Below are 21,521 nucleotides of genomic sequence, written 5' to 3'. Positions count from 1 at the left end.
CCGGGGCGAGCACCTGACCTCCGGAGAGCCGCTGCCTCTTTTCCGCCCTGTCCATGAAAAAACCCCCGCCGGTTTGCACCGGCAGGGGTTGGTACGCAATGCGCTCTGCGCTTAGAACGCCCAGCGCAGCTTCACGCTGGCAGAGTGGTCACGCTGGCCGCTGCCCATCTCGCCCTGGTAGCCCAGTACCAGAGCGGCAGTGCGCGACAGGGCCACATCGGACTCCAGGCCCAGCACGGCAGTGTTGCGCGCCAGCGGCGTGCCCGCCACGGTGAAGTTCTGACCGCCTTCAAACGCCATGGTCTTCTTGGCCGTCACATCACCAAAGGCATGGCGCCAGCCCACGGTGGCGCGCAGGCGGCCTTCCTTGCCGGCCAGCTGGAAGTCGCTGTGCACACGCACACCCAAGGTGGTGCTGGCCAGGTCGTCGGTGCTGCTGCGGCCCTGCAGCGCGGCAAAACCGCCGTGCTCCTGGAAGCTGCCGGTGCGCTGCTGGCCCAGGCTCACACCTGCGAAGGGCTCAAACCCCACCTTGTCGTACTGGCCGATGGCGTAACCCACTTCAGCAAACAGCTGCGCCGTGTGGGCGCTGTAGTCGGCCTTCAGGGTCTGGCCCAGGCTGCTCACCCGGCGCGTGGTCTCGATGTCGTGCCAGGTATAGGCCAGACCACCCAGCACATTGATGCGTGGGCCGGTACCGGTGCCAAAGCTCTTGCCGCCGTACACGGCCGCGCTGTAGCTGTTCACATCCGACTCGGAGGAACGGTCTGCCACCTTGCCGCTGGCATTGGTGTACCCCAGCGAACCGCCCAGGCGCCAGCCGCTGGTGCCCACTTCCTCGTCCATGCCCAGGAACAGGCCGGTGGTGCGCTGCTTTAGTTGCGCGGCATTGCCATCACCGTCATAACGCTGCCAGTGACCCACCACCTCGGCCCAGGCGGGCAGGGCCTTGGAAGACGGCCAGGCCGATGCCGGCAGCGGACCGTCGCTTTGCGCCACAGCAGCGCCAGGGCGCAAGCCCGCCGTCATGTTGTTGCGCAGATGCTGGCCGCTGACGCTGGGGGCATAAGCGCCCAGGCCCACCAGGCTGCTGCCCACGCTGGCCTGCACATCACCGGACAGGCTGGCCAGCACCGCCGCAGGGGTGCCTGCTGGCAGCTTCTCCACAAACTGGTAGAGCGCGCTGCTGCTGGACAGGCTGCTGATGGCGTTGGCCACGGAGGACTGGTTGCGCGTTTCGGCCAGCTCCGCGAATTCCATCTGCCCGCCGCCACTGGATTTGCGCTGCAGTTGCAGCGTCACTTCGTGGCTGGTGTAGCCCAGGGTAGCGTCCAGGTAGGCGTAGTTCGAGGTTGCGGAATCAAACGTGCCGACAATCTGGCTGGCTTCCAGGATGGTGTAGGTCTTGCCCACCTGGTAGTCGGTGGCGGCATCGGATTGGACGCCCACATGCACCGCACTGCCTGCCAGCGTGGCCTGGCCAGCCACCTTGATCAGGCTGCTGGCGTCGGAGTTGGGGTCGGTCTGGACCAGATAGGTGGAGCCGGACTGCATCACCAGGTCCCCCAGCACGCGCAGCGTGCCGTAAGGCGTGCTGGCTGCCGCCATCAGACCGGTGGTGATGGTGCCGCCGCTTGCGATGGTGGTCACGCTGCCTGTGCCGCCCAGGCTGCCGGTACCGGCCAGGGTGGCGCCGCTGGCCACGGTCAGATTGCCGCCCAGTTTGCCGGTGCTGCCCAGCAGCAAGGTGCCCGCTGCAACCAGGGTGCTGCCGCTGTAGCTGCTGCTGTTGCCGCTCAGGACCAGGATGCCGGCACCATCTTTCTGCAGGGTGCCGGTACCGGAGATTGCGCCGCTGTAGACGGCGGCGTCGCTGCGGTTGAAGACCAGGGCACCGTCGTTGACGACATTGCCTACCAGCGTGCCGCTGGTACCGCCAGTACCAACGGACACGGTGCCCGTGGCATTGTTTTTCAGGGTGCCTGCATTGCTGATCGTGCCTTCCGTGGTCAGCGTGCCGTTGTTGTGCAGCCAGCTGCCGCTGTCGATGTTCAACTGACCACTGGCGCTGTTGAGCAGGGTGCCGGTGTTGGCCAGCCCGCTATAGCCTTGCATAGCATTCGACAGGTGCAAGGTGCCGCCGTTGGTGAGCAGGCCGTGGTTGGTCAGTATGTCGTTGATGGTCAGCGTGCCGGTGTTGTCCAGCGCGGCGTAATTGACCAGCGAGCCGTTGTTGGTCAAGGTGCCCTCATTGCGCAGCACGCTGCTGGCATTGCCCGTGGTTCCGTTGTAGAGCACGCCGTTGTTGATCAGCGTGCCGGTATTGAACAGTCCGCTGCCTGGGGAGGCTTGCAGATCATTGGCGTTGCTCAGCGAACCGTTGTTGGTCAGGGTCCCGCTGTTGTGCAGCGTGTGGTAATTGCTCAGCATACCGCCCGTGTTCATCAGCGTGGCACCGGTGTGGTTGTTCAGTGTGCCGTAGTTGTTCAGTTGCTGGCCGGCGTTGTTGTTCAGCGTGCCGTTGTTGTCCAGTGTGCTGAACGCGTCATTGACCAGCTGACCATCGCTGTTGGTGAGCGTGCCGTCGTTGGTGAGCGTGCCCTTGTTGCGGAGCTCGTCGCCGCCCTCATTGGTCAGCTGGCCGCCGATGTGGTTGTTGAACGTTCCGTTGTTGGTCAGGGCGCTGGTGTTGCGCAGTACGCCATGGTTGTCCAACGTTCCTGAACTCTGCAGTGTGGCGTTGCTGTCCACCACGAATTCGCCAGTGGCAGCAATGAATCCCCCCAAGAAATCGGTTGAAAAGTAGTCGTTCAGAACGGTTTGCGTTGCTCCTGCAGGAACGTTAATGGTTTCGCTGCTGACCGCACTTGCGTGCATGCTTGCCAGTCCCATCGCCAGCGCGGCAGCCAGGGGTTTCCAGGCCGGCAGGTGGGCCGGTGGCGAAGACAGTGCCAGACGGGTACGGCGGCGGCTGGTACTGCCTGTGCGTGCGGTTTCGGGGGCTGCCACCCAAGTACCCAAGGTGGCGTTCCAGATGCTGTGGTAAATGCGGTTCATGAAGGGGAGTTCCAGTGTTTCCGGGGGGCTGGTCGGTTCGCAGCCCCCGCTGTCGCATGCGCTGCGCAGCGACGAACGGTAGCGCACTGTAAGGCAAAAATTACAAAATTTAACAATTAAGTAAGATTGCCGGGTGGCGTTTCTGGGAGGCCCCGCTTGGCCGAGGCAATGGCACGGTCGCCTTGTGGTGCCACGTTCTCCGATGGCGTGGCAAAGGCACCGCTGCGGGGGCATGGCAGTCCATGGGGGTGGCATGAGCGCCGTTGAAACCCCAAGGAGAGGTGCTGCCATGGGTCTTGCCGGGGCAGAGGAGGCCGCGCGCGATGGAAATCTGCCGGGTGCTGTCCAGGTGCCTTGCGACGGCGTGCCGCCGGTGTGCATGGCCGCAGCGCCGGCCTGCAAGCCGCTGCTAGTCCGCCACCCGGTGCAGCGCCCGGTATTCCGCCGGGCTGTGGCCGGTCCAGGCCTTGAAGGCGCGCAGAAAGCTTTTGTCGCTGGCAAAGCCGCAGGCCTGGGCGATGCGCTTGAGCGGGCGGTCGCTGCGCAGCAGCAAGGTGGTGGCACGGTCGAGGCGCACGCTGTCTTTCAGGGCCTGCAGGGTCTGGCCTTCGGTTTGCAGCTGGCGGTGCAGGCTGCGCGGTGACACCAGCAGGGCGCGGGCCAGGGTGTCGGCGGTGTGCAGCAGCTGGGTGTCGGCCACCAGCAGCTGGCGCACGCGGGCGCTCCACTGCTTTTCACGGCGGTAGGGCAGTACCTGGATGGGCAGGGCGCGTTGCAGCATCTGCTGTAGCGCGGTTTCGTCACGGGCCAGCGGCAGGTCCAGCAGGCGGGCTTCAAAGCGCAGGCTGGCCCAGGGGGCATCGAAAGTGACCGTGCCAGGGAACATCAGCGGGTAGGCATCGGCATGGGGTGGGGCCGCAAATGGGAAGCTGGCTTCCAGCAGCGGCAGGCGCGCGTCGATCAGCCAGCTGGCCACGCCGTGGGCGTTGCGCAGCAGCGAGACGGTGCAGAACTCCCGTACCGGGCCCAGATCGCGCCGCTCCTGCAGGCGCAGCTCGGCCAGTTCGCCGTGGCGCACCAGCTCCAGCGTGACATCGTCATTGAGCAGCCCGTGGTGGCGGCACCAGCGTGCCATGGCCAGGCCCAGCGTGGGGCTGCTGATGCTGGCGCGCGCCAGCATGCCGTAGCTGCCCCAGGGCAGTCGGCGGCCGAACCAGCCCAGGGCTTCGTCGTCCAGCTCGCGCATGGCGTGGGCACAGAGCAGCTCCATCTGCAGTGCGGTGATGCGGGCACGGGTCTTGGCCACCTGTTCTGGCGCAATTTGTGCCGCTTGCAGTGCGGCGATCGGGTCCAGGTCGCGTTTGGCATAGGCCCAGACCACGGCCTGCACAAAGGCCATGGGCGTGAGTGCAGGGGAGGCGTGCAGGGCGGAGGCGGTCTCGGGGACCAGGCTGGGCGTGTACATGGTGTGGCAATTATTGCAACCTTGCTGACGCCATCTGGGCGGGAGAGACCCGTATCCTGAACCCACCTATCGACATGGCAGCGCCACGCAGCGCCGCCGGCAGCAGGAGACACATTCCCATGGACGCCACCCTTTTGTCCACCAGCCATGCACGCGGTGCGACCGACCAGCCGCTGATCGAGCAGACCATTGGCGATTTCTTTGCGCAGATGGCTGCGCGCCAGCCCGGGCGCGAGGCCCTGGTCAGCCGCCACCAGGGCCTGCGCTATACCTATGCCGAGCTGCACCGCAGCGCCCGCCAGCTGGCCAGCGCGCTGCTGGGCCTGGGGCTGGCGCCGGGCGACCGCGTGGGAATCTGGAGCCACAACAACGCCGAATGGGTGCTGATGCAGCTGGCCACGGCGCAGGTAGGCATCATCCTGGTCAACATCAACCCGGCCTACCGCACGGCCGAGGTGGAATACGCGCTGAACAAGGTGGGCTGCAAGGCACTGGTGGCCATGCCGCAGTTCAAGACCAGCAATTACCTGGGCATGCTGCGCGAGCTGGCGCCCGAGCTGTCCGACCACACGCCCGGCCAGCTGGAGGCGGTGCGCCTGCCCACGCTGCGCACCGTGGTGTGGATCGATGTGGCGGACGAGGGCGATGACCAGCCCGGCATGGTGCGTTTTTCGGATCTGCTGGCCGAAGGCCATGCCGAGGATGCGCGCATCGACCAGATCGCGGCCACGCTGCAGAACACCGACCCCATCAACATCCAGTTCACCAGCGGCACCACGGGCTTCCCCAAGGGTGCGACGCTGACGCACCGCAACATCCTGAACAACGGTTTCTTCATAGGCGAATGCATGCGGCTCACGCCCGAAGATCGCCTCTGCATCCCCGTGCCGCTGTACCACTGCTTTGGCATGGTGCTGGGCAACCTGGCCTGCTTCACCCACGGCAGCTGCATCGTCTACCCGAACGACGGTTTTGATGCGCTGAGCGTGCTGGAGGCGGTGCAGGCCGAGCGCTGCACCGGCCTGCACGGCGTGCCCACGATGTTCATTGCCGAGCTGCAGCACCCGCAGTTTCAGACGTTCGACCTGTCCACGCTGCGCACCGGCATCATGGCCGGCTCGCCCTGTCCCATCGAGGTGATGAAGCGTGTGGTGCGCGACATGCATCTGTCCGAAATCACCATCGCCTACGGCATGACGGAAACCAGCCCGGTCAGCTGCCAGAGCGATGCCGGCACGCCGCTGGAAAAGCGCGTGGCCACGGTGGGCAAGGTGCAGCCGCACCTGGAAGTGAAGGTGATCGACCCCGACACCGGTGCCACGGTGGCGCCCGGCACATCGGGCGAGCTGTGCACCAAGGGGTATTCAGTGATGCACGGCTACTGGGGGGACGAGGCCAAGACGCGCGAAGCCATCGATGCCGAGGGCTGGATGCACACCGGCGACCTGGCCACCATGGACGCCGAGGGGTATGTGAACATCGTCGGCCGCATCAAGGACATGGTGATCCGCGGCGGCGAGAACATCTACCCGCGCGAGATCGAGGAATTCCTCTACCGCCATCCGAAAATTCAGGATGTGCAGGTGGTGGGCCTGCCCGACAGCCGCTACGGTGAGGAGCTGTGCGCCTGGATCATCGCCAAGCCCGGTGAAAGCCTGGACGAGGACGGGGTGCGCAGTTTCTGCCAGGGGCAGATTGCCCACTACAAGGTGCCGCGCTACATCCGCTTTGTGGACGCTTTCCCGATGACGGTGACCGGCAAGATCCAGAAGTTCCGCATCCGCGAAGAGATGGTGGAACAGCTGCAGCTGACCACGGATCGCACGGCATGAGCTGCACGGCCCGTCGCACTCTTACCGGCTGCGTGCCGTGGCGCTCAGTGCGCGCCGCCGGCGTGGGGCAGGGGCGGCAGGCCGGCGGCGCGGCGGGCCACCACCAGGCGTTTGCGCAGCGCCACTTCGGACATGTCCAGTTCGCTGACCATGGCACGCAGGGTTTCGTCGTTGATGCGGTGGGCCTGGCGTTCGGCGTACAGGGTGTCGCGCTCCACGTGAATGCAGTGCAGGCGCAGTTCCATCTCGCGCAGATAGCGCAGGCGGCGCTCATGGACCATTTCGGGGGTGTCGCGCTGGGCTTCGGTGGAGGTCGCCACGCCGCTGTCGTCCAGCAGGTGGATGCGGTTGCGGTATTCCTGGGTGATGCGCCCCACCACTTCCTGGTACTGGGCGATCCAGGCCTCGTCGTGCTTTTGCGCTTCTTCCTCGGTCATGGTCAGGCTGGCGATGGCCGCCTTGCAGGCGGCGGCGCGGGCACTGCGCTCCTCGTGCTGGGTCTCGGTGTCTTCGTGCGCGGGCATGCGGCGCAGCAGCAGCGGCAGGGCGATGCTGCCCAGGACCAGGGTGAACAGAATCACCCCGGTGGCCAGAAAGATCAGCAGATCGCGCGAGGGAAAGGGCAGGCCGCTGCGCATGTGGACCGGAATGGACAGGGCGGCTGCCAGCGTGACCGCACCACGGATGCCGGCCATGGTGGTGGCCAGATTCAGCAGGTGGGAGGGCTTTTCCAGCATCTTGCCCTCCTGGTGGGCGCGGCGCAGGGCGCCGTGCACGCCCAGCGTGATCCACACCCAGCGCATCAGCAGCAGGGCAAAGGAAATCACCACCACATAGGCCACCAGCTGCCACCAGTCGTCACCGGCGTCCAGCAAGGTCACGCCGATGATGGACGGCAGCTGCAGGCCCAGCAGCAGGAAGATGGCACCGTTGAAGGCCGACTCCACCATGCTCCAGGTGCCCTCGGTCTGCAGGCGCTCGGAGATGAAGTTGCCACGGTCCAGGTCGGCAAAATTGGTGGCAATACCGGCAGCCACGGCAGCCAGAATGCCCGAGACCCCGATCTTTTCGCCCGCGAGGTAGGCCGCAAAGGGCAGCAGCACCAGCAGCAACACCATCTGCGTGGCGGCCAGATCGCCCACGCGGCGGGTGATGGCATCGCGCGCGGTGCTGAAACCCCAGCCCATCAGCGCGCCAATGCCCAGGCCACCAACAGCCATCCAGGTGAAGTCCTTGGCCACGGCGCCCCAGGAGAAGGCGCCGGTCAGCGTGGCGGCCACGGCGAATTTGACGGCCACCAGGCCGGACGCGTCGTTCAGCAGCGATTCGCCTTCGAGCATGTGCATGGTCTTGTGCGGCATGCCCAGGTTGCGCGTGATGGCCGACACGGCCACGGCGTCCGTGGGCGAGACCACGGCCGCCAGGGCAAAGGCCACGGTCAGCGGGATGGACGGAATCATCCAGTGGATGAAGTAGCCCAGGCCCAGCACCGTGAAGCACACCAGACCGAAGGCCAGCAGCAGGATGGGACGGGCCAGGGCAAAGAATTCGCGCTTGGGAATGCGCCAGCCGTCGGCAAACAGCAGCGGCGGAATGAACAGCAGCAGAAACAGTTCAGGATTGAAGCTGATGTGCAGCCCCTTCTGGGGCCAGGCAATCACGGCGCCCAGGGCAATCTGGATCAGAGGCAGCGGAATGGCGCGCATATAGCGTGCGGCAATGCCGGTGACGGCACCGAGCATCAGCACGAGCAAGACGGTTTCAACGGTGTGCATGGGGGCATTTTCTGTGAGAGCACCCGGCGCGCGCGTATCGGACAGAAGCAAAAACCATGGGAAAAGCTAGGGTAAACCCGTAAAGGCAGACGATGAACATTCTGGGGACACAACTTAACCCGCGTTCCGCGGATTTCCTGGCCAATGCCGCTGCGATGCAGACGGTGGTGGATGACCTGCGTGCGCGCTGCGAACAGGTGGCGCTGGGGGGCGGCGAGGCTGCCCGTGCCAAGCATGTGGCGCGCGGCAAGCTGCTGCCGCGCGAACGCGTGCAGCGCCTGCTGGATCCGGGAACGCCGTTTCTGGAGCTGGCGCCGCTGGCCGCCTTGAACATGTATGGCAACGATGCGCCGGGTGCCGGGCTGATTGCCGGCATCGGCCGCGTCAGCGGCGTGGACTGCATGGTGGTGTGCAACGATGCCACGGTCAAAGGCGGCACCTACTACCCCATCACGGTCAAGAAGCACCTGCGCGCCCAGGAAATCGCCGCGCAGAACCATCTGCCGTGCATTTACCTGGTCGACTCCGGTGGTGCCAACCTGCCGAATCAGGACGATGTGTTTCCGGATCGCGAACACTTCGGCCGCATCTTCTTCAACCAGGCCAATATGAGCGCCCAGGGCATTTCCCAGATCGCGGTGGTCATGGGCAGCTGCACGGCCGGCGGCGCCTATGTGCCGGCCATGAGCGATGAGTCCATCATCGTCAAGAACCAGGGCACGATCTTTCTGGGCGGCCCGCCCCTGGTGAAGGCGGCCACCGGCGAGGTGGTCAGCGCCGAAGACCTGGGCGGCGGCGATGTGCATACGCGCCTGTCCGGCGTGGCCGACCATCTGGCGCAGAACGATATGCATGCGCTGGCGCTGGCCCGCCAGGCGGTGGCGAATCTGAACAAGAACAAGGCGCCAGCGCAGGGAGACAGCACGCCGGCGGCGCCGCTGTTTGATGCCCGGGAGCTGTATGGTGTGATTCCGGTGGATACGCGCAAGCCATTCGATGTGCGCGAAATCATTGCCCGCATCGTGGACGGCAGCCAGTTCGACGAGTTCAAGGCCCGCTTCGGCAGCACGCTGGTCTGCGGTTTTGCCCGCATCGAAGGCATGCAGGTGGGCATCATTGCCAACAACGGCATTCTGTTCAGCGAATCGGCCGTCAAGGGGGCGCACTTCATCGAGCTGTGCTGCCAGCGCAAGATTCCGCTGGTGTTTCTGCAGAACATCACCGGCTTCATGGTGGGCCGCAAGTACGAGAACGAAGGCATTGCCCGCCACGGTGCCAAGCTGGTCACGGCCGTGGCCACGGCCGCGGTGCCCAAGTTCACCATCATCATTGGCGGCAGCTTTGGCGCCGGCAACTACGGCATGTGCGGCCGCGCCTTCAGCCCGCGTTTCCTGTGGATGTGGCCCAACGCCCGCATCTCGGTGATGGGCGGCGAGCAGGCGGCCAGCGTGCTGGCCACCGTCAAGCGCGACGGCATCGAAGCCAAGGGCGGCAGCTGGAGCGCGCAGGAGGAAGAGGCCTTCAAGTCCCCAATCCGCCAGCAGTACGAAGACCAGGGCCACCCCTACTACGCCACGGCCCGCCTGTGGGACGATGGCGTGATCGATCCGGCGGATACCCGGCGCGTGTTGGCGCTGGGCCTGTCGGCCAGCCGCAATGCACCGATCGAGGACACGCAGTTCGGCGTGTTCCGCATGTGAAAGGGAGGATGCTATGACCCACCGTTATCTGACCCTGACCGTCAACGCCGGCGTGGCCACCGTCACGCTGACACAGCCGGAAATCCGCAACGCCTTCAGTGACGAGGTGATTCTGGAAATCACCGAAGCCTTCCGCGTGGCGGGCGAGCGCCCGGATGTGCGCGCCATCGTGCTGGCGGCGGAAGGCACGGCGTTCTGTGCCGGCGCCAACCTGAACTGGATGCGCCGCATGGCCGACTACGACCGTGCCGAGAACCTGCAGGATGCGGGCGCTCTGGCCGAGATGCTGCGCACCATCTACCACTGCCCCAAGCCCACCATTGCCCGCGTGCAGGGCGATGTCTATGCCGGCGGCATGGGCCTGGTGGCGGCCTGCGACATGGCGGTGGCGGCAGAGAACGCCGGCTTCTGCCTGAGCGAGGTGAAGATCGGCCTGGTGCCCGGCACCATCGCCCCCTATGTGCTGCGTGCCATGGGCGCGCGTGCCGGCCACCGCTACTTTCTGACCGGCGAGCGCTTTGATGCGGCCGAAGCCCTGCGCATCGGCTTTGTGCACCAGGTGGTGGCGGCCGAACAGCTGGACGACGCCGTGGACAGCCTGCTCAAGGCGTTGCTGGTGGCCGGGCCGGACGCGGTGCGTACCTGCAAGAAACTGGTGCTGGATGTGGCCGAGCGGGAAATCAACGCCCAACTGATCGCTTCCACCGTCGAGGTGATTGCCGATATCCGCGCCAGCGAGGAAGGCAAGGAAGGCGTGCAGGCCTTCCTCAGCAAGCGCAAGCCGTCCTGGCTATCGTGAGAGGTCTCTGACTTCCTGAAAGCGTACGGCCATGACCGAGTACTGGAACGCCTTCCTCCAATGGCTGCACCGCGTGGGCCTGCACCCCGACCGCGAGGCGGTGGAGCAGGCGGCACGGCAGGCCGGCGATGCCATGGCATCGGCCGGCGGCGCGGTGGCGGACACGGCGGGCAAGGCCTTGAGCGGCATGGACATGGCCAGCCTGCTGGCCCTGGCCGCCGCACTGGGCTGGGCCAGCGGTTTCAGGCTCTACATCGTGGTGTTCCTGGTGGGGCTGCTGGGCGCCACCGGCCTGGTGGTGCTGCCCGGCGGCCTGCATGTGCTGGAACACCCGGCCCTGCTGTTTGCCAGTGGCAGCATGCTGTGTGTGGAGTTTCTGGCCGACAAGATTCCCGGCGTGGATTCGCTGTGGGACTTGCTGCAAAGCGTGCTGCGCGTGCCCGCCGGGGCGGCCCTGGCTGCCGGCGTGTTCGGTGCCGACAACGCCACCATGGCCACGGTGGCCGCACTGATGGGCGGCACGCTGGCGGCCACCAGCCAGGCTGCGAAGACCAGCACCCGTGCGCTGATCAACACCAGCCCGGAGCCGTTTTCGAATGTGGGTGCCAGCCTGGTGGAGGACACCACGGCCGTCGGCGCCATCTGGCTGGCGCTGGCCCATCCGCTGGTGTTCGGCGTGGCGCTGGTGGTGGTGGTGATTGCCATGTGGGTGGTGACCTGGATGCTGTGGCGCTTTGTGCGCGGTGCGGTCCGCCGCCTGCGTGGCTGGTTCGGTGCCGAGGCGGACGCACTGCCAAAGACCTAGAGATCTAAAGACTGGACGGCTTGTGCACTTGCAACGGACACAAGCGCCTGAGAAGACCCAAAAATCCTGGAGACAATATGTTCACAAAGATCCTGATTGCCAACCGCGGTGAAATTGCCTGCCGCGTGGCGGCCACTGCCCGCCGCATGGGCGTGCGCACCGTGGCCGTGTACTCGGATGCGGACGCGAACGCCAAGCATGTGGCGGCCTGTGACGAGGCCGTGCACATCGGCGGCAGTGCGCCCAAGGACAGCTATCTGCGCTGGGAGCGCATTCTGGAGGCGGCCAGGCAGACAGGGGCTGAGGCCATCCACCCCGGCTACGGCTTTCTCTCGGAGAACGAAGACTTTGCCAATGCCTGCGCGGCCGCGGGCCTGGTCTTCATTGGCCCACCCGCCAGTGCCATCCGTGCCATGGGCCTGAAGGCCGAGTCCAAGCAGCTGATGGAAAAGGCCCAGGTGCCGCTGGTGCCTGGCTACCACGGCGCCGGGCAAGATCCCTCCATGCTGCACCAGGAAGCGGACCGTATCGGCTACCCGGTGCTGATCAAGGCCAGCGCCGGCGGCGGCGGCAAGGGCATGCGCCTGGTGGAAAAAAGCCAGGACTTTGCCGCTGCGCTGGAGTCGTGCAAGCGCGAGGCCATCAACAGCTTTGGCAACGATGCTGTGCTGATCGAGAAATACGTGCTGCGCCCCCGCCATATCGAGATCCAGGTGTTTGGCGACACGCACGGCAACTGCGTCTACCTGTTCGAGCGCGATTGCTCTGTGCAGCGCCGCCACCAGAAGGTGCTGGAAGAAGCACCCGCCCCCGGCATGACCGAGGCGCTGCGCAAGAAGATGGGCGAAGCCGCCGTGGCCGCCGCCAAGGCCGTGAACTATGTGGGTGCGGGCACAGTCGAGTTCATCGTCGAACAGCCCGGCGGCTATGACCAGCCCGACGCCATGCAGTTCTACTTCATGGAAATGAACACCCGCCTGCAGGTGGAGCATCCGGTGACGGAGGCCATCACGGGCGAAGACCTGGTGGCCTGGCAGTTGCTGGTGGCGGCAGGGCAGCCGCTGCCCAAGCCGCAAAGCGCGCTGAAGATCATCGGCCATGCCATCGAGGCGCGGATCTGTGCCGAAAACCCCGAGAACAACTTCCTGCCCGCCACCGGCAGCCTGAACGTCTACCGCAAGCCGGATTGCACCAGTTTTGCCATCGGCGATGTGCGCGTGGACGACGGCGTGCGAGAAGGCGATGCCATCAGCCCCTTCTACGACAGCATGATCGCAAAGCTGATCGTGCATGGCGACGACCGTGCCCAGGCGCTGGCACGGCTGGATGCGGCCTTGCAGCAAACGCATATCGTGGGCCTGGCCACCAATGTACAGTTCCTGCGGCAGGTGGTGAAGAGCAAGGCCTTTGCCACGGCCAAGCTGGATACGGCACTGATCGAGCGGGAGCGTGCCGTGCTGTTCGGCCAGGATGCCGTGGGCCGCCAGCTGGCGATTGCCGCTGCCGTGGCCGCCACGCTGGAGCAGGAGAAAGCCACCCAGACGGCCGACCCCTTCAGCCAGCGCGACGGCTGGAGCATGTATGGCCGCTCGCAGCGCTACTTCCAGTTTGCCTACCAGGGCGTGGAGCTGGCGGCCACACTGGCCTACGCCCAAGGCGGTGCCCCGGCGCAGCTGAGCGTGACCGAAGTGGGCGCGCAGGCCGCTGGCGAAGCCCAGACACTGCAATGGCGCGCTCTGGGTGCTGGTGGACTGGATCTGCAGCTGGGTGCGCAGCGCTGCAGCGTGCAGGTCTATGTGCAGGGCGAAGCGGTGACCGTGTTCACCCCGGCCGGCAGCGCCCAGCTGACCGAAGTCGATCTGCTGGCCCATGCCGGTGACAGCGGCACCGAAGGAGGCCGCCTGACGGCGCCCATGCCCGGCAAGGTGGTGTCGTTTGCGGTGCAGGCCGGCGACAGCGTGACCAAGGGCCAGCCGCTGGCGGTGATGGAGGCCATGAAGATGGAGCACACCATTGCGGCACCGGCCGATGGCGTGGTGCAGGAGCTGCTGTACGCACCGGGCGACCAGGTGGCGGAAGGGGCGGAGCTGATCCGCATCACCAGCGCCGTGGCGGCCTGAATGGCGGAGGGCGCGGCTTTGCGGGCGGTTCCCGGCGCCACCGGGGGCGGTGTGCAGGGGCGCGCCAGGGGCCACATGGCAAGCGGTGATGGCCGCCATCGAAAAGTGCGCGCCCTGTGCTTAGACATCGAAGGATGCGGCCAGGATCTGTTGGCGGCCCAGTCTTCATGGGCCCATGCAGCTCCTTTTTTTGCCAAGGGATTGCGCTGCCGATGACAGCGTCCCCCCACCAACCCGGTTACGCTTGCGCGCCATGAGAGTCACTTTTTGTTGTACGGGCACCAAGGCCGAACCTTGGCTGGAGGGCTTGCGCGCCGCGCTGCCGGATGCAGACATCAGCGTGTGGGCGCCGGGTGCCCCCCAGGCGGACTACGCCGTGGTGTGGGCGCCGCCCCAGCAGTTCATGGACGAGCAGCCGGGATTGAAGGCGCTGTTCAACATCGGCGCCGGTGTGGATGCGCTGATGAAGCTGAGGCTGCCGGCCAATGCCCAGGTAGTGCGACTGGACGATGCCGGCATGTCGGTGCAGATGGCCGAATATGTGACGCAGGCGGTGATCCGCCATTTCCGCGAGCTGGATGGCTATGAGGCCGATATGCGCGCCGGGAAATGGGCTTTCCGCAAGCCGCGCACGCGCGAGGACTTCACCGTGGGCGTCATGGGCCTGGGCGTGCTGGGTGAGCGCGTGGCCAAGGCGCTGACGGTGTTCGAGTTCCCTGTGCTGGGCTGGAGCCGTTCGCCCAAGGCGGTGGACGGTGTGCGCACGCTGCATGGCAGCGATGGCTTTGCGGAGTTTCTGTCGCAGACCAGGGTGCTGATCAATCTGCTGCCGCTGACGCCCGAGACCGAGAACATTCTGAACCGCGAGAATCTGGGCCGGTTGCAAGCCGGCGCCTATGTGGTCAACGTGGCGCGTGGCGGGCACCTGGTGGAGGACGATCTGCTGGCGCTGCTGGCCGAAGGCCAGATCGCCGGGGCCACGCTGGATGTGTTCCGCCAGGAGCCTCTGCCCGCCGGCCATCCGTTCTGGTCCGAGCCGCGCATCACCATGACGCCCCACACCTCTGCCCGTACGCTGCGCGATGAAAGCATTGCCCAGATCGTCGGCAAGGTGGTGGACCTGAGCCAGGGCAAGCCCGTCAAGGGCATGGTCGATCCGCAGCGCGGGTATTGACCCGATGACCCGATGAGGGGGATGGAGGGCGGGATCGCAGAGCGGGCCCAAGTGGGCAACAATGCGGCCCGTTGTGAAGCTGGAATCCTGGAATGAACATGCGTCCCCATGCCACTTTGGCTCCCCTGAATGCCCGCCACTCCGTCTCCCGAGGGGGCGGCTGGGTGACGGCGCTGGCCTGGCTGTGGCTGTTCCTGCCGCTGGTGTGGATGTGGCCCTCCTCGCGCACCCTGGGGGATGTGGCGCTGTCGGCCCTGCTGTGGTGCGGCTGCCTGCTGTGGCGTCCCTTGACCCGCGTGGCGGCATGGGTGCTGGTGCTGGTGGGGGCCTGCTATCTGGGCTATTTCTACGCCGTGCGTTCAGCGCCGGACGAGTTCTTCTGGTATTCGGTGCTGGGTGCCTCCACCACAGAGGCCTGGGAGTACGCCAGCTCCTACCGGCTGCAGGATCTGGCGAGTCTGCTGTGCTGGTTGCTTCCTGCCGTGGCCGCGGCCGTGCACCTGTGGCGCCGCGCGCCGCTGCTGACGGGGCGGTTGCTGCGGGGTGTGGGCTGGGCGAGCTGGCTGGTGTGGGGCGTGCTGGCAACCACCGGGGTGGCCAAGGGCTATGGCCTGGAGGGCACGCTGCGCCGTGTGGACCGGGTGTACCCCATGACCCTGGGCGAATCGTACGCGCGGTACGCCCACGCCGCGGAATCGATCTACCGCATTCCGCCCATGGCCCCTCCCGCCGCTGCGCCCATGGCCGATGTGGTGGTGATGGTGATTGGCGAAAGCGCTAGCGCCCAGCGCTGGTCCCTGCTGGGCTACCAGGGCAACGATACCAATGCAGCGCTGCGCCCCTGGCGTGACGGGCTGGTGACCTTGCCGGTGACGGCCAATGGCAACAACACCGGCAAGACGGTGCCGGTCTTGTTGACCGGGCAGCGCATGGCCGAGATGCCGGAGTCCGGGGTGGTGACCGTGCTGGACCAAGGTCGGTCTGCCGGCTTCCGCGTGGAGACGTTGAGCAACCAGAGTGCTTCGGGCATGTCGCTGAGTTTTGCGCACGCGGCATTCCGCCAGCGTTCCGACCGGTTTGTGAACCTGCAGGATGGCCTGCAGGACGGGGCGTTGACGGAGCTGCTGGCCAGCAGCCTGCAGCAACAGGCGGCGGGGCAACCTGCGCTGATCACGCTGCACATGTATGGCAGCCACCCGCGGGTCAACAAGCGCTACCCTCCGGAATTTGCGAAGTGGGAAGACCCCTACGACAACAGCATTGCCTATTCCAGCAGCCTGCTGGCCGACTGGATTTCCCGGCTGGACGCCCTTCCCGGGGTGCGCGCCGCGCTGGTGTATGTGTCGGACCATGGACAGAATTTCCCGCAATGCGGCGGTTCCTACACCCATGGCAGCACCCGCAGCGCGTATGAAGTCCCGTTGCTGGTCTGGGGGAATGCCGCCCTGCGTCAGCAGCAGCCGCAGTGGTGGGGACAATTGCAGAAGGTGGCCGCCCATGCCGTGGCCCCTGACGGCAGTCTGCGCCAGACCAATCTGCTCTACACGGGCGTGGTCCAGGATCTGCTGGGCTACCAGGTGCATGCGGTGGACAAGGGAACGGCCAGCCACGTCAGCCCGGCGGGTGACGGCCCCTACCCACCCACGGCAGCGCACAACGGCTGCGACGACTGGTTTGCCCAGGTGGCGCAGCAGCATCCCGCTGCCACGCCCTAGCCGCTGCAGCGGATACCGCCACGATGACGCCCCATCCGCTTGCGCATCGCCCGACGATGTGAATCTGAACAGGAGACAGCCATGACAAGTTATCCCCAACGCGTGAAATTGGTCGACGTCGGCCCCCGCGACGGTCTGCAGAACGAGAAGCAGCCTGTGCCGGCCGCCGTCAAGGTGGAGCTGGTGCACCGTTTGCAGAATGCGGGTCTGACCGAGATCGAGGTCACCAGCTTTGTATCGCCCAAATGGGTGCCGCAGATGGCGGACAACGCCGAGGTGATGGCCGCCATCGCGCGCAAGCCAGGGGTGCGCTATTCGGTGCTGACGCCCAACCTGAAAGGCTACGAGGCGGCCGTGTTGTCCAGGCCCGACGAGATCGTGGTGTTTGGTGCGGCCAGCGAGGCGTTCAGCCAGAAGAACATCAACTGCTCCATTGCCGAGAGCATCGAGCGCTTTGCGCCCGTGGTGGAAGCGGCCCGTGCCGCCGGCATCTACGTGCGCGGTGCGATGAGTTGCACCGTGGGCTGCCCCTATGAGGGCGAGGTGGCGCCGGAGCGCGTGGCCTATCTGGCCGGGCTGATGAAGGGCATCGGCGTGCAGCATATCGGTGTGGCGGACACGATCGGGGTGGGCACGCCGGTCAAGGTGCGCAAGGCCATCGAAGCCACGCTGCAGCATTTCGACATCAACGATGTGTCGGGCCATTTTCACGATACCTACGGCCAGGCGCTGTCCAACACGCTGGCCGCACTGGCCATGGGCGTGTGGCAGTACGACACCTCGGTGGCCGGTCTGGGCGGCTGCCCCTACGCCAAGGGGGCGACGGGCAATGTGGCGACCGAAGACGTGGTCTACATGCTGCACGGCATGGGCATCGACACGGGCATCGATCTGGACCAGCTGATCGATGCCGGAGCGTTCATCAGCGAACACCTGGGGCGCCCCACGCAGTCGCGGGTGGCCAAGGCCGTGCTGGCCAAGCGCGCGAGCAGCGCAGTCTGCGAGGCCGTGTGATGTGCGGATCGGAATTGCATAGCCTGCCGGAAGGCGTGCAGCGCGTCGCGCGCTATCTGCAGGAGGCCGGCCATGCGCACGGCCCGCAGATGCTGGATGGTGCGGCCCGGACCTCGCAGGAAGCAGCGGACCAGCTGGACATTGCCGTGGGACAGGTGGCGAAGAGCGTGGTCTTCAAGCGCAAGGAAGATGGCGTCCATGTGCTGGTGGTGGCGGCCGGTGACCGCCGCGTGGACGAGAAGAAGCTGGCGGCCCTGGTGGGCAAGGTGGGGCGCGCCGATGCCGACTATGTGAAGGCGCGCACCGGCTTTGCCATTGGCGGCGTGAGCCCGGTGGCGCATCTGCAGCCGCCGGTGACCGTGATTGACGCCAGCCTGGCGCGCTTTGAGGTGTTGTGGGCGGCGGCTGGGCATCCGCATGCGGTGTTTCCGCTGGACATGGTGGCGCTGCAGCAACTGACCGGTGCGCCGGTGGTGGATGTGGTGGAGTTGCCGGCCGGGGAGGGTGCATGAGCTGTCCTTTGCCACCCGATGCCTTGCTGGACAAGGCCCGCACCGTGCTGGGCCAGGGCCTGCTGGACGCCCATGCCCTGGAGGCGCCGCCTTCGCCCTGCATCTCGGTCTGCCGCATGGACGACGACCGCAGCCACTGCGTCGGCTGCCTGCGCACCTTGGATGAATTGCGCCAGTGGGGCAAGTCCGACGCCGCCACACAGCGCCAGATCTGGGGCGCCGTGCTGCAGCGTTGCGGTATGGCACAGCCCACGTTGTGAGCCGAATAACGCCCTAGCGGCACAGGGAGGCGCAGATGCGCGAGATCACGTTCTATCTGGATTTTGTGTCGCCCTATGCCTGGCTGGCGTTCGCCCAGTTGCCTGCGCAGCTGGAGGGCATCAGCTGCCATGTGCGCTACCGTCCGGTGCTGCTGGGCGCGTTGTTGAAGCAGCACGCCAACCCCGGGCCTGCCGGTATTCCTCCGAAGCGGGCATGGACCTACCGCCATGCCGAGTGGCTGGGCCATGCGCAAGGCACGTCGCTGCAGATGCCGCAGCGCCACCCTTTCAACCCGCTGCCCCTGCTGCGTCTGGCTCTGGAGTGCAGCGAGGACGGCTGCATCAACCGCTTCACGGCGGACGCGTTGTTCCGCCATGTGTGGGAAGGCGGGGGCGACGCGCTGGGGGCGGAGCGCATCGCCGCCTTGCGTGAGCGCCTGGCGGCGCAGCTGCGCACCGATGCGCAGGCCGCAGAGCGCGCCAAGGGCCTGCTGCGCACCAATACCGAAGAGGCCGCAGCCGCGGGCGTGTTCGGCGTTCCCACAGTGAGCGTGGACGGCCGCACCTTCTTCGGGGTGGATGGCCTGCCCATGCTGCGGGACTACCTGCAGGGCGGAGGCTGGTTCACCCAAGGCCGCTGGGAGGCGGCTGCAAGCGTGGAGCAAGGCTTGCAGGCTTGAATGCCTGCGCTATGCCCAATGCCTTCAATTTCGCCGTTTCCCCGTTCGATTGTCTGACGCCTGACGAGCAGGCCCTGGTCTGCAGCGGTGTCGACATCGCCTACTTTCCGGAAGGGGCCGTGGTGCTGGACCGGGGCATGGCGCCGACCCACCTGTTTGTCATCATCAAGGGCCATGTGGAGCAGACCGAGGGCGAGCAGTTGCTGGCCTCCTACGGGCCCGAAGACTGCTTCGATGGCCGGGCCCTCGTGGCGGGGCGTGCCAGCAGCCGTTTTGTGGTGGTCGAAGAGCTGGTGGCCTACCAGCTGGCGCACGAGACCGTCAACGAGCTGATTGCGCGCAACACGGCGTTCGGTGCGCTGCTGTTTGCCGATCTAGGCCACAAGCTGGGGACCCTGGCCCAGCGCGCCGACCAGCATGAGCGGCAGTCCCTGACCCTGATGCGGGTGGAGCAGGCCTTTGTGCGCCCCGCCCATGTGGTGGATGCGGCCACCGACATCGTCAGCGTGACCCGGCTGTTCCAGGAACAGCGCACCACCAGCGTGCTGGTGTCCGGGCTGCCGCAGGGCATCGGCATTTTTTCCAACACCACCTTGCAGCGCGCCATCCTCGACGGGCGCCACCTGGGGAAGCTGGCGGTGGGCGAGTTCGCCAGCAGTCCGGTGATCAGCGTACGGGCCAGCGACCAGCTGGGGGATGCCATGGCACTGCTGCTGCGCGCCCGCGTGCACCGGCTGGCGGTGCTGGACGGGGACGGCCAGGTGTGCGGGATGCTGGAGGCGCTGGACCTGTTCAGCTTTCTGGCCAACCATTCCCACCTGATCCTGGTGCAGATCGAGCAGGCGGGCGACCTGCAGGCGCTGGAGCACCCGGCTGCACAGATCACCCAACTGCTGTCGGCACTGCACCGCGGCGGCACACGCATCGCGCTGATGGCCCAACTGGTGCAGCAGCTCAATGCCCGGCTGTTCGAGCGCGCCTGGCAGATGCTGGCACCGGCCGATCTGGTGGCCAACAGCTGCCTGTTCGTGATGGGCAGTGAAGGGCGCGGCGAGCAGTTGCTCAAGACCGACCAGGACAACGGGCTATTGCTGCGCGATGGATACACGCCACCGGCCGATCTGGACGCCATCTGCCATGCCTTTTCGGCGGTGCTGCAGCGTTTCGGCTACCCGGAATGCCCCGGGCACATCATGCTGAATAACCCGGAATGGCGCGGCAGCGTCAGCGACTTTGGCCAGCGTGCCAGGGAATGGCTGCTGATGCCCAGTGCCGACAGCCTGATGCGGCTGGCCATTTTTCTGGACGCCCATGCCGTGGCCGGTGATGCCGCGCTGCTGGCCGGGGTGCGCCAGCAGCTGCAGAGTCTGGCCACGGACAACGATGCCCTGATTGCCCGCTTTGCGTCGGTGATCGACAGCTTTGGCGAATCCGGCGGCTGGTGGAACCGCTTGCTGGGCCGCAGCGATGCATTCAGCAGCGTGCATCTGAAGAAAGCAGGCATCTTTCCGCTGGTCCATGGCGTGCGCAGTCTGGCGCTGGCGCGGCATGTGGACACCACCAGCACGGTGGACCGCATCGACGCACTGGTCGCCGATGGCACCCTGGACGCCCCGTTGGGGCGGGAGATGCGGGAGGCCTTGCACCTGCTGATGGGCTTGCGGCTGCAGGCAGGTCTGTCCGAGATCGAGCGTCACCGGCCGGTGACGGGGGAGGTGGACCCTGCCACCCTCAGCAGCCTGGAGCGGGATCTGCTCAAGGATGCCCTGGCGGTGGTGCGGCGTTTCCGCACGCTGCTGCAACAGCGTTTGCGTCTGGATGCGCTGTGAGTACCCGTCCGTACCCGTGGCACCCGCTGCGCCACTGGCTGGAGGGCTGGCGCCGCCAGCGGCTGCTGCGCCAGCTGGCCGATCCAGCCCTGGCCTTTGTGCTGGACCCGGCGCCACCGGACGAGTGGGTGTCGCTGGACTGCGAGACCACCGGGCTGGATGTGCGCCGGGACCACATTGTTTCCATCGGTGCCGTGCGCATCCAGGGGCAGCGCATTCTGACCAGCCAGCGGCTGGAGCTGCTGGTGCGCCCGCCCCATGGTGTCAGTGCCGACAGCGTGCGCATCCACCAGCTGCGTGAGCGGGATCTGGCCAAGGGCCTGCCCGTTCAGGATGCGGTGTTGCAGCTGCTGCATTTCATCGGCAGCCGGCCCTTGGTGGGCTACTACCTGGAGTTCGATCTGGCGATGATCAACCGGGTGCTGCGACCCTTGCTGGGTATTGCGCTGCCGCAGCCACGGAACGAAGTTTCCGCACTCTACTACGACCACAAATTCCGGCAGCTGCCACCCCACCGGCAGCAGTCGCCGGAGATTGATCTGCGCTTTGACACGCTGATGCGAGACCTCGGCCTGCCGCAAAGCCGTGCGCACGATGCCGTGAACGATGCGGTGATGGCCGCACTGGCCTTCATCAAACTGCGCCAGCTGCAGGGCGCGCGGTGAGAGCGGTGCGGTGACAAGCGCCGCGGAACACAAGGGCACGCGGGGCCACAGGCCATGGGCATGAAAAAAGCCGGGTTCTCGAACCCGGCTTTTGCATGGTGCCAGCGCGGCAGCCGCCG

16 protein-coding genes are annotated in these 21,521 nt (G+C 66.3%); 13 read left to right on the top strand and 3 right to left on the bottom strand.

Features of this window, described 5'->3' with window-relative positions:
* Nucleotides 1-111: 111 nt before the first annotated feature.
* Together KW830_RS10700 and KW830_RS10695 are read right to left on the bottom strand one after the other, a co-directional pair.
* Entirely contained in the window at nucleotides 112-3,057 is a 2,946-nt protein-coding gene (locus tag KW830_RS10700; protein WP_218333123.1) for an autotransporter domain-containing protein, read from the bottom strand.
* Between the two features lie 409 nt (nucleotides 3,058-3,466).
* Nucleotides 3,467-4,522, bottom strand: a complete 1,056-nt coding sequence (locus KW830_RS10695; protein WP_066539944.1) for an AraC family transcriptional regulator — start codon at nucleotides 4,520-4,522, stop codon at nucleotides 3,467-3,469.
* A 119-nt stretch (nucleotides 4,523-4,641) separates the two neighbouring features.
* Between KW830_RS10695 and KW830_RS10690 the strand changes: the two genes are divergently transcribed.
* On the top strand, nucleotides 4,642-6,354 hold the full coding sequence (locus KW830_RS10690) for an AMP-binding protein (protein ID WP_066539952.1): 1,713 nt from the start codon (nucleotides 4,642-4,644) through the stop codon (nucleotides 6,352-6,354).
* A 44-nt stretch (nucleotides 6,355-6,398) separates the two neighbouring features.
* Here the strand turns inward: KW830_RS10690 and KW830_RS10685 are convergent, their stop codons facing one another.
* Complete coding sequence (locus tag KW830_RS10685; RefSeq protein WP_218333122.1) at nucleotides 6,399-8,129, bottom strand: Na+/H+ antiporter; 1,731 nt, start codon at nucleotides 8,127-8,129, stop codon at nucleotides 6,399-6,401.
* 92 nt (nucleotides 8,130-8,221) lie between these two features.
* On the opposite strand from KW830_RS10685, the gene KW830_RS10680 reads away from it, so the two are divergent.
* The 12 genes from KW830_RS10680 (at nucleotide 8,222) to KW830_RS10625 (ending at nucleotide 21,402) form a co-directional block, all read left to right on the top strand.
* Nucleotides 8,222-9,829 (top strand): carboxyl transferase domain-containing protein, encoded by a 1,608-nt coding sequence (locus KW830_RS10680; RefSeq protein WP_066539954.1) that lies wholly within the window; start codon nucleotides 8,222-8,224, stop codon nucleotides 9,827-9,829.
* 13 nt (nucleotides 9,830-9,842) lie between these two features.
* A complete protein-coding gene (locus KW830_RS10675) occupies nucleotides 9,843-10,628 on the top strand; it encodes an enoyl-CoA hydratase/isomerase family protein (RefSeq protein ID WP_066539957.1) in 786 nt (261 codons plus the stop codon).
* Between the two features lie 31 nt (nucleotides 10,629-10,659).
* A complete protein-coding gene (locus KW830_RS10670; protein WP_066539960.1) occupies nucleotides 10,660-11,433 on the top strand; it encodes a DUF4126 domain-containing protein in 774 nt (257 codons plus the stop codon).
* A gap of 77 nt (nucleotides 11,434-11,510) precedes the next feature.
* Nucleotides 11,511-13,553: an acetyl/propionyl/methylcrotonyl-CoA carboxylase subunit alpha gene (locus KW830_RS10665; RefSeq protein ID WP_218333121.1), complete on the top strand. Its 2,043-nt coding sequence runs from the start codon at nucleotides 11,511-11,513 to the stop codon at nucleotides 13,551-13,553.
* Between the two features lie 253 nt (nucleotides 13,554-13,806).
* The gene (locus tag KW830_RS10660) at nucleotides 13,807-14,727 is read left to right on the top strand and encodes a glyoxylate/hydroxypyruvate reductase A (RefSeq protein WP_218333120.1); all 921 of its coding nucleotides are present in this window, start codon (nucleotides 13,807-13,809) and stop codon (nucleotides 14,725-14,727) included.
* Between the two features lie 92 nt (nucleotides 14,728-14,819).
* Complete coding sequence (locus tag KW830_RS10655) at nucleotides 14,820-16,442, top strand: sulfatase-like hydrolase/transferase (RefSeq protein WP_218333119.1); 1,623 nt, start codon at nucleotides 14,820-14,822, stop codon at nucleotides 16,440-16,442.
* A gap of 81 nt (nucleotides 16,443-16,523) precedes the next feature.
* Nucleotides 16,524-17,456: a hydroxymethylglutaryl-CoA lyase gene (locus tag KW830_RS10650; protein WP_218333118.1), complete on the top strand. Its 933-nt coding sequence runs from the start codon at nucleotides 16,524-16,526 to the stop codon at nucleotides 17,454-17,456.
* The gene (locus tag KW830_RS10645; protein WP_218333117.1) at nucleotides 17,456-17,968 is read left to right on the top strand and encodes a YbaK/EbsC family protein; all 513 of its coding nucleotides are present in this window, start codon (nucleotides 17,456-17,458) and stop codon (nucleotides 17,966-17,968) included. The genes KW830_RS10650 and KW830_RS10645 overlap by 1 nt, the downstream gene beginning before the upstream one ends.
* Nucleotides 17,965-18,228: a DUF1289 domain-containing protein gene (locus KW830_RS10640; RefSeq protein WP_218333116.1), complete on the top strand. Its 264-nt coding sequence runs from the start codon at nucleotides 17,965-17,967 to the stop codon at nucleotides 18,226-18,228. Before KW830_RS10645 ends, KW830_RS10640 begins: the two co-directional genes overlap by 4 nt.
* 35 nt (nucleotides 18,229-18,263) lie before the next feature.
* The gene (locus KW830_RS10635) at nucleotides 18,264-18,908 is read left to right on the top strand and encodes a 2-hydroxychromene-2-carboxylate isomerase (RefSeq protein WP_218333115.1); all 645 of its coding nucleotides are present in this window, start codon (nucleotides 18,264-18,266) and stop codon (nucleotides 18,906-18,908) included.
* Between the two features lie 11 nt (nucleotides 18,909-18,919).
* Nucleotides 18,920-20,737 carry a DUF294 nucleotidyltransferase-like domain-containing protein gene (locus tag KW830_RS10630; RefSeq protein WP_218333114.1) on the top strand — a complete coding sequence of 606 codons (1,818 nt, stop codon included), beginning with the start codon at nucleotides 18,920-18,922 and terminating at the stop codon, nucleotides 20,735-20,737.
* Entirely contained in the window at nucleotides 20,734-21,402 is a 669-nt protein-coding gene (locus KW830_RS10625; protein ID WP_370626113.1) for a 3'-5' exonuclease, read from the top strand. The genes KW830_RS10630 and KW830_RS10625 overlap by 4 nt, the downstream gene beginning before the upstream one ends.
* Nucleotides 21,403-21,521 lie beyond the last annotated feature (119 nt).

The sequence above is a fragment of the Comamonas sp. CMM03 genome (assembly GCF_019218715.1).
Lineage (GTDB): Bacteria > Pseudomonadota > Gammaproteobacteria > Burkholderiales > Burkholderiaceae_C > Comamonas > Comamonas terrigena.
Note: the sequence above shows the minus strand (reverse complement) of the source record. Positions and strands in the feature narration are given on the sequence as shown.

Excerpts from the sequence above, each read along its gene's own strand:
- KW830_RS10630 (WP_218333114.1), top strand. The coding sequence starts at position 18,920 with ATGCCCAATGCCTTCAATTTCGCCGTTTCCCCGTTCGATTGTCTGACG.
- KW830_RS10635 (WP_218333115.1), top strand. The coding sequence starts at position 18,264 with ATGCGCGAGATCACGTTCTATCTGGATTTTGTGTCGCCCTATGCCTGG.
- KW830_RS10645 (WP_218333117.1), top strand. The coding sequence starts at position 17,456 with ATGTGCGGATCGGAATTGCATAGCCTGCCGGAAGGCGTGCAGCGCGTC.
- KW830_RS10655 (WP_218333119.1), top strand. The coding sequence starts at position 14,820 with ATGAACATGCGTCCCCATGCCACTTTGGCTCCCCTGAATGCCCGCCAC.
- KW830_RS10660 (WP_218333120.1), top strand. The coding sequence starts at position 13,807 with ATGAGAGTCACTTTTTGTTGTACGGGCACCAAGGCCGAACCTTGGCTG.
- KW830_RS10700 (WP_218333123.1), bottom strand. The coding sequence starts at position 3,057 with ATGAACCGCATTTACCACAGCATCTGGAACGCCACCTTGGGTACTTGG.
- KW830_RS10690 (WP_066539952.1), top strand. The coding sequence starts at position 4,642 with ATGGACGCCACCCTTTTGTCCACCAGCCATGCACGCGGTGCGACCGAC.
- KW830_RS10665 (WP_218333121.1), top strand. The coding sequence starts at position 11,511 with ATGTTCACAAAGATCCTGATTGCCAACCGCGGTGAAATTGCCTGCCGC.
- KW830_RS10670 (WP_066539960.1), top strand. The coding sequence starts at position 10,660 with ATGACCGAGTACTGGAACGCCTTCCTCCAATGGCTGCACCGCGTGGGC.
- KW830_RS10675 (WP_066539957.1), top strand. The coding sequence starts at position 9,843 with ATGACCCACCGTTATCTGACCCTGACCGTCAACGCCGGCGTGGCCACC.
- KW830_RS10680 (WP_066539954.1), top strand. The coding sequence starts at position 8,222 with ATGAACATTCTGGGGACACAACTTAACCCGCGTTCCGCGGATTTCCTG.
- KW830_RS10640 (WP_218333116.1), top strand. The coding sequence starts at position 17,965 with ATGAGCTGTCCTTTGCCACCCGATGCCTTGCTGGACAAGGCCCGCACC.
- KW830_RS10650 (WP_218333118.1), top strand. The coding sequence starts at position 16,524 with ATGACAAGTTATCCCCAACGCGTGAAATTGGTCGACGTCGGCCCCCGC.
- KW830_RS10685 (WP_218333122.1), bottom strand. The coding sequence starts at position 8,129 with ATGCACACCGTTGAAACCGTCTTGCTCGTGCTGATGCTCGGTGCCGTC.
- KW830_RS10695 (WP_066539944.1), bottom strand. The coding sequence starts at position 4,522 with ATGTACACGCCCAGCCTGGTCCCCGAGACCGCCTCCGCCCTGCACGCC.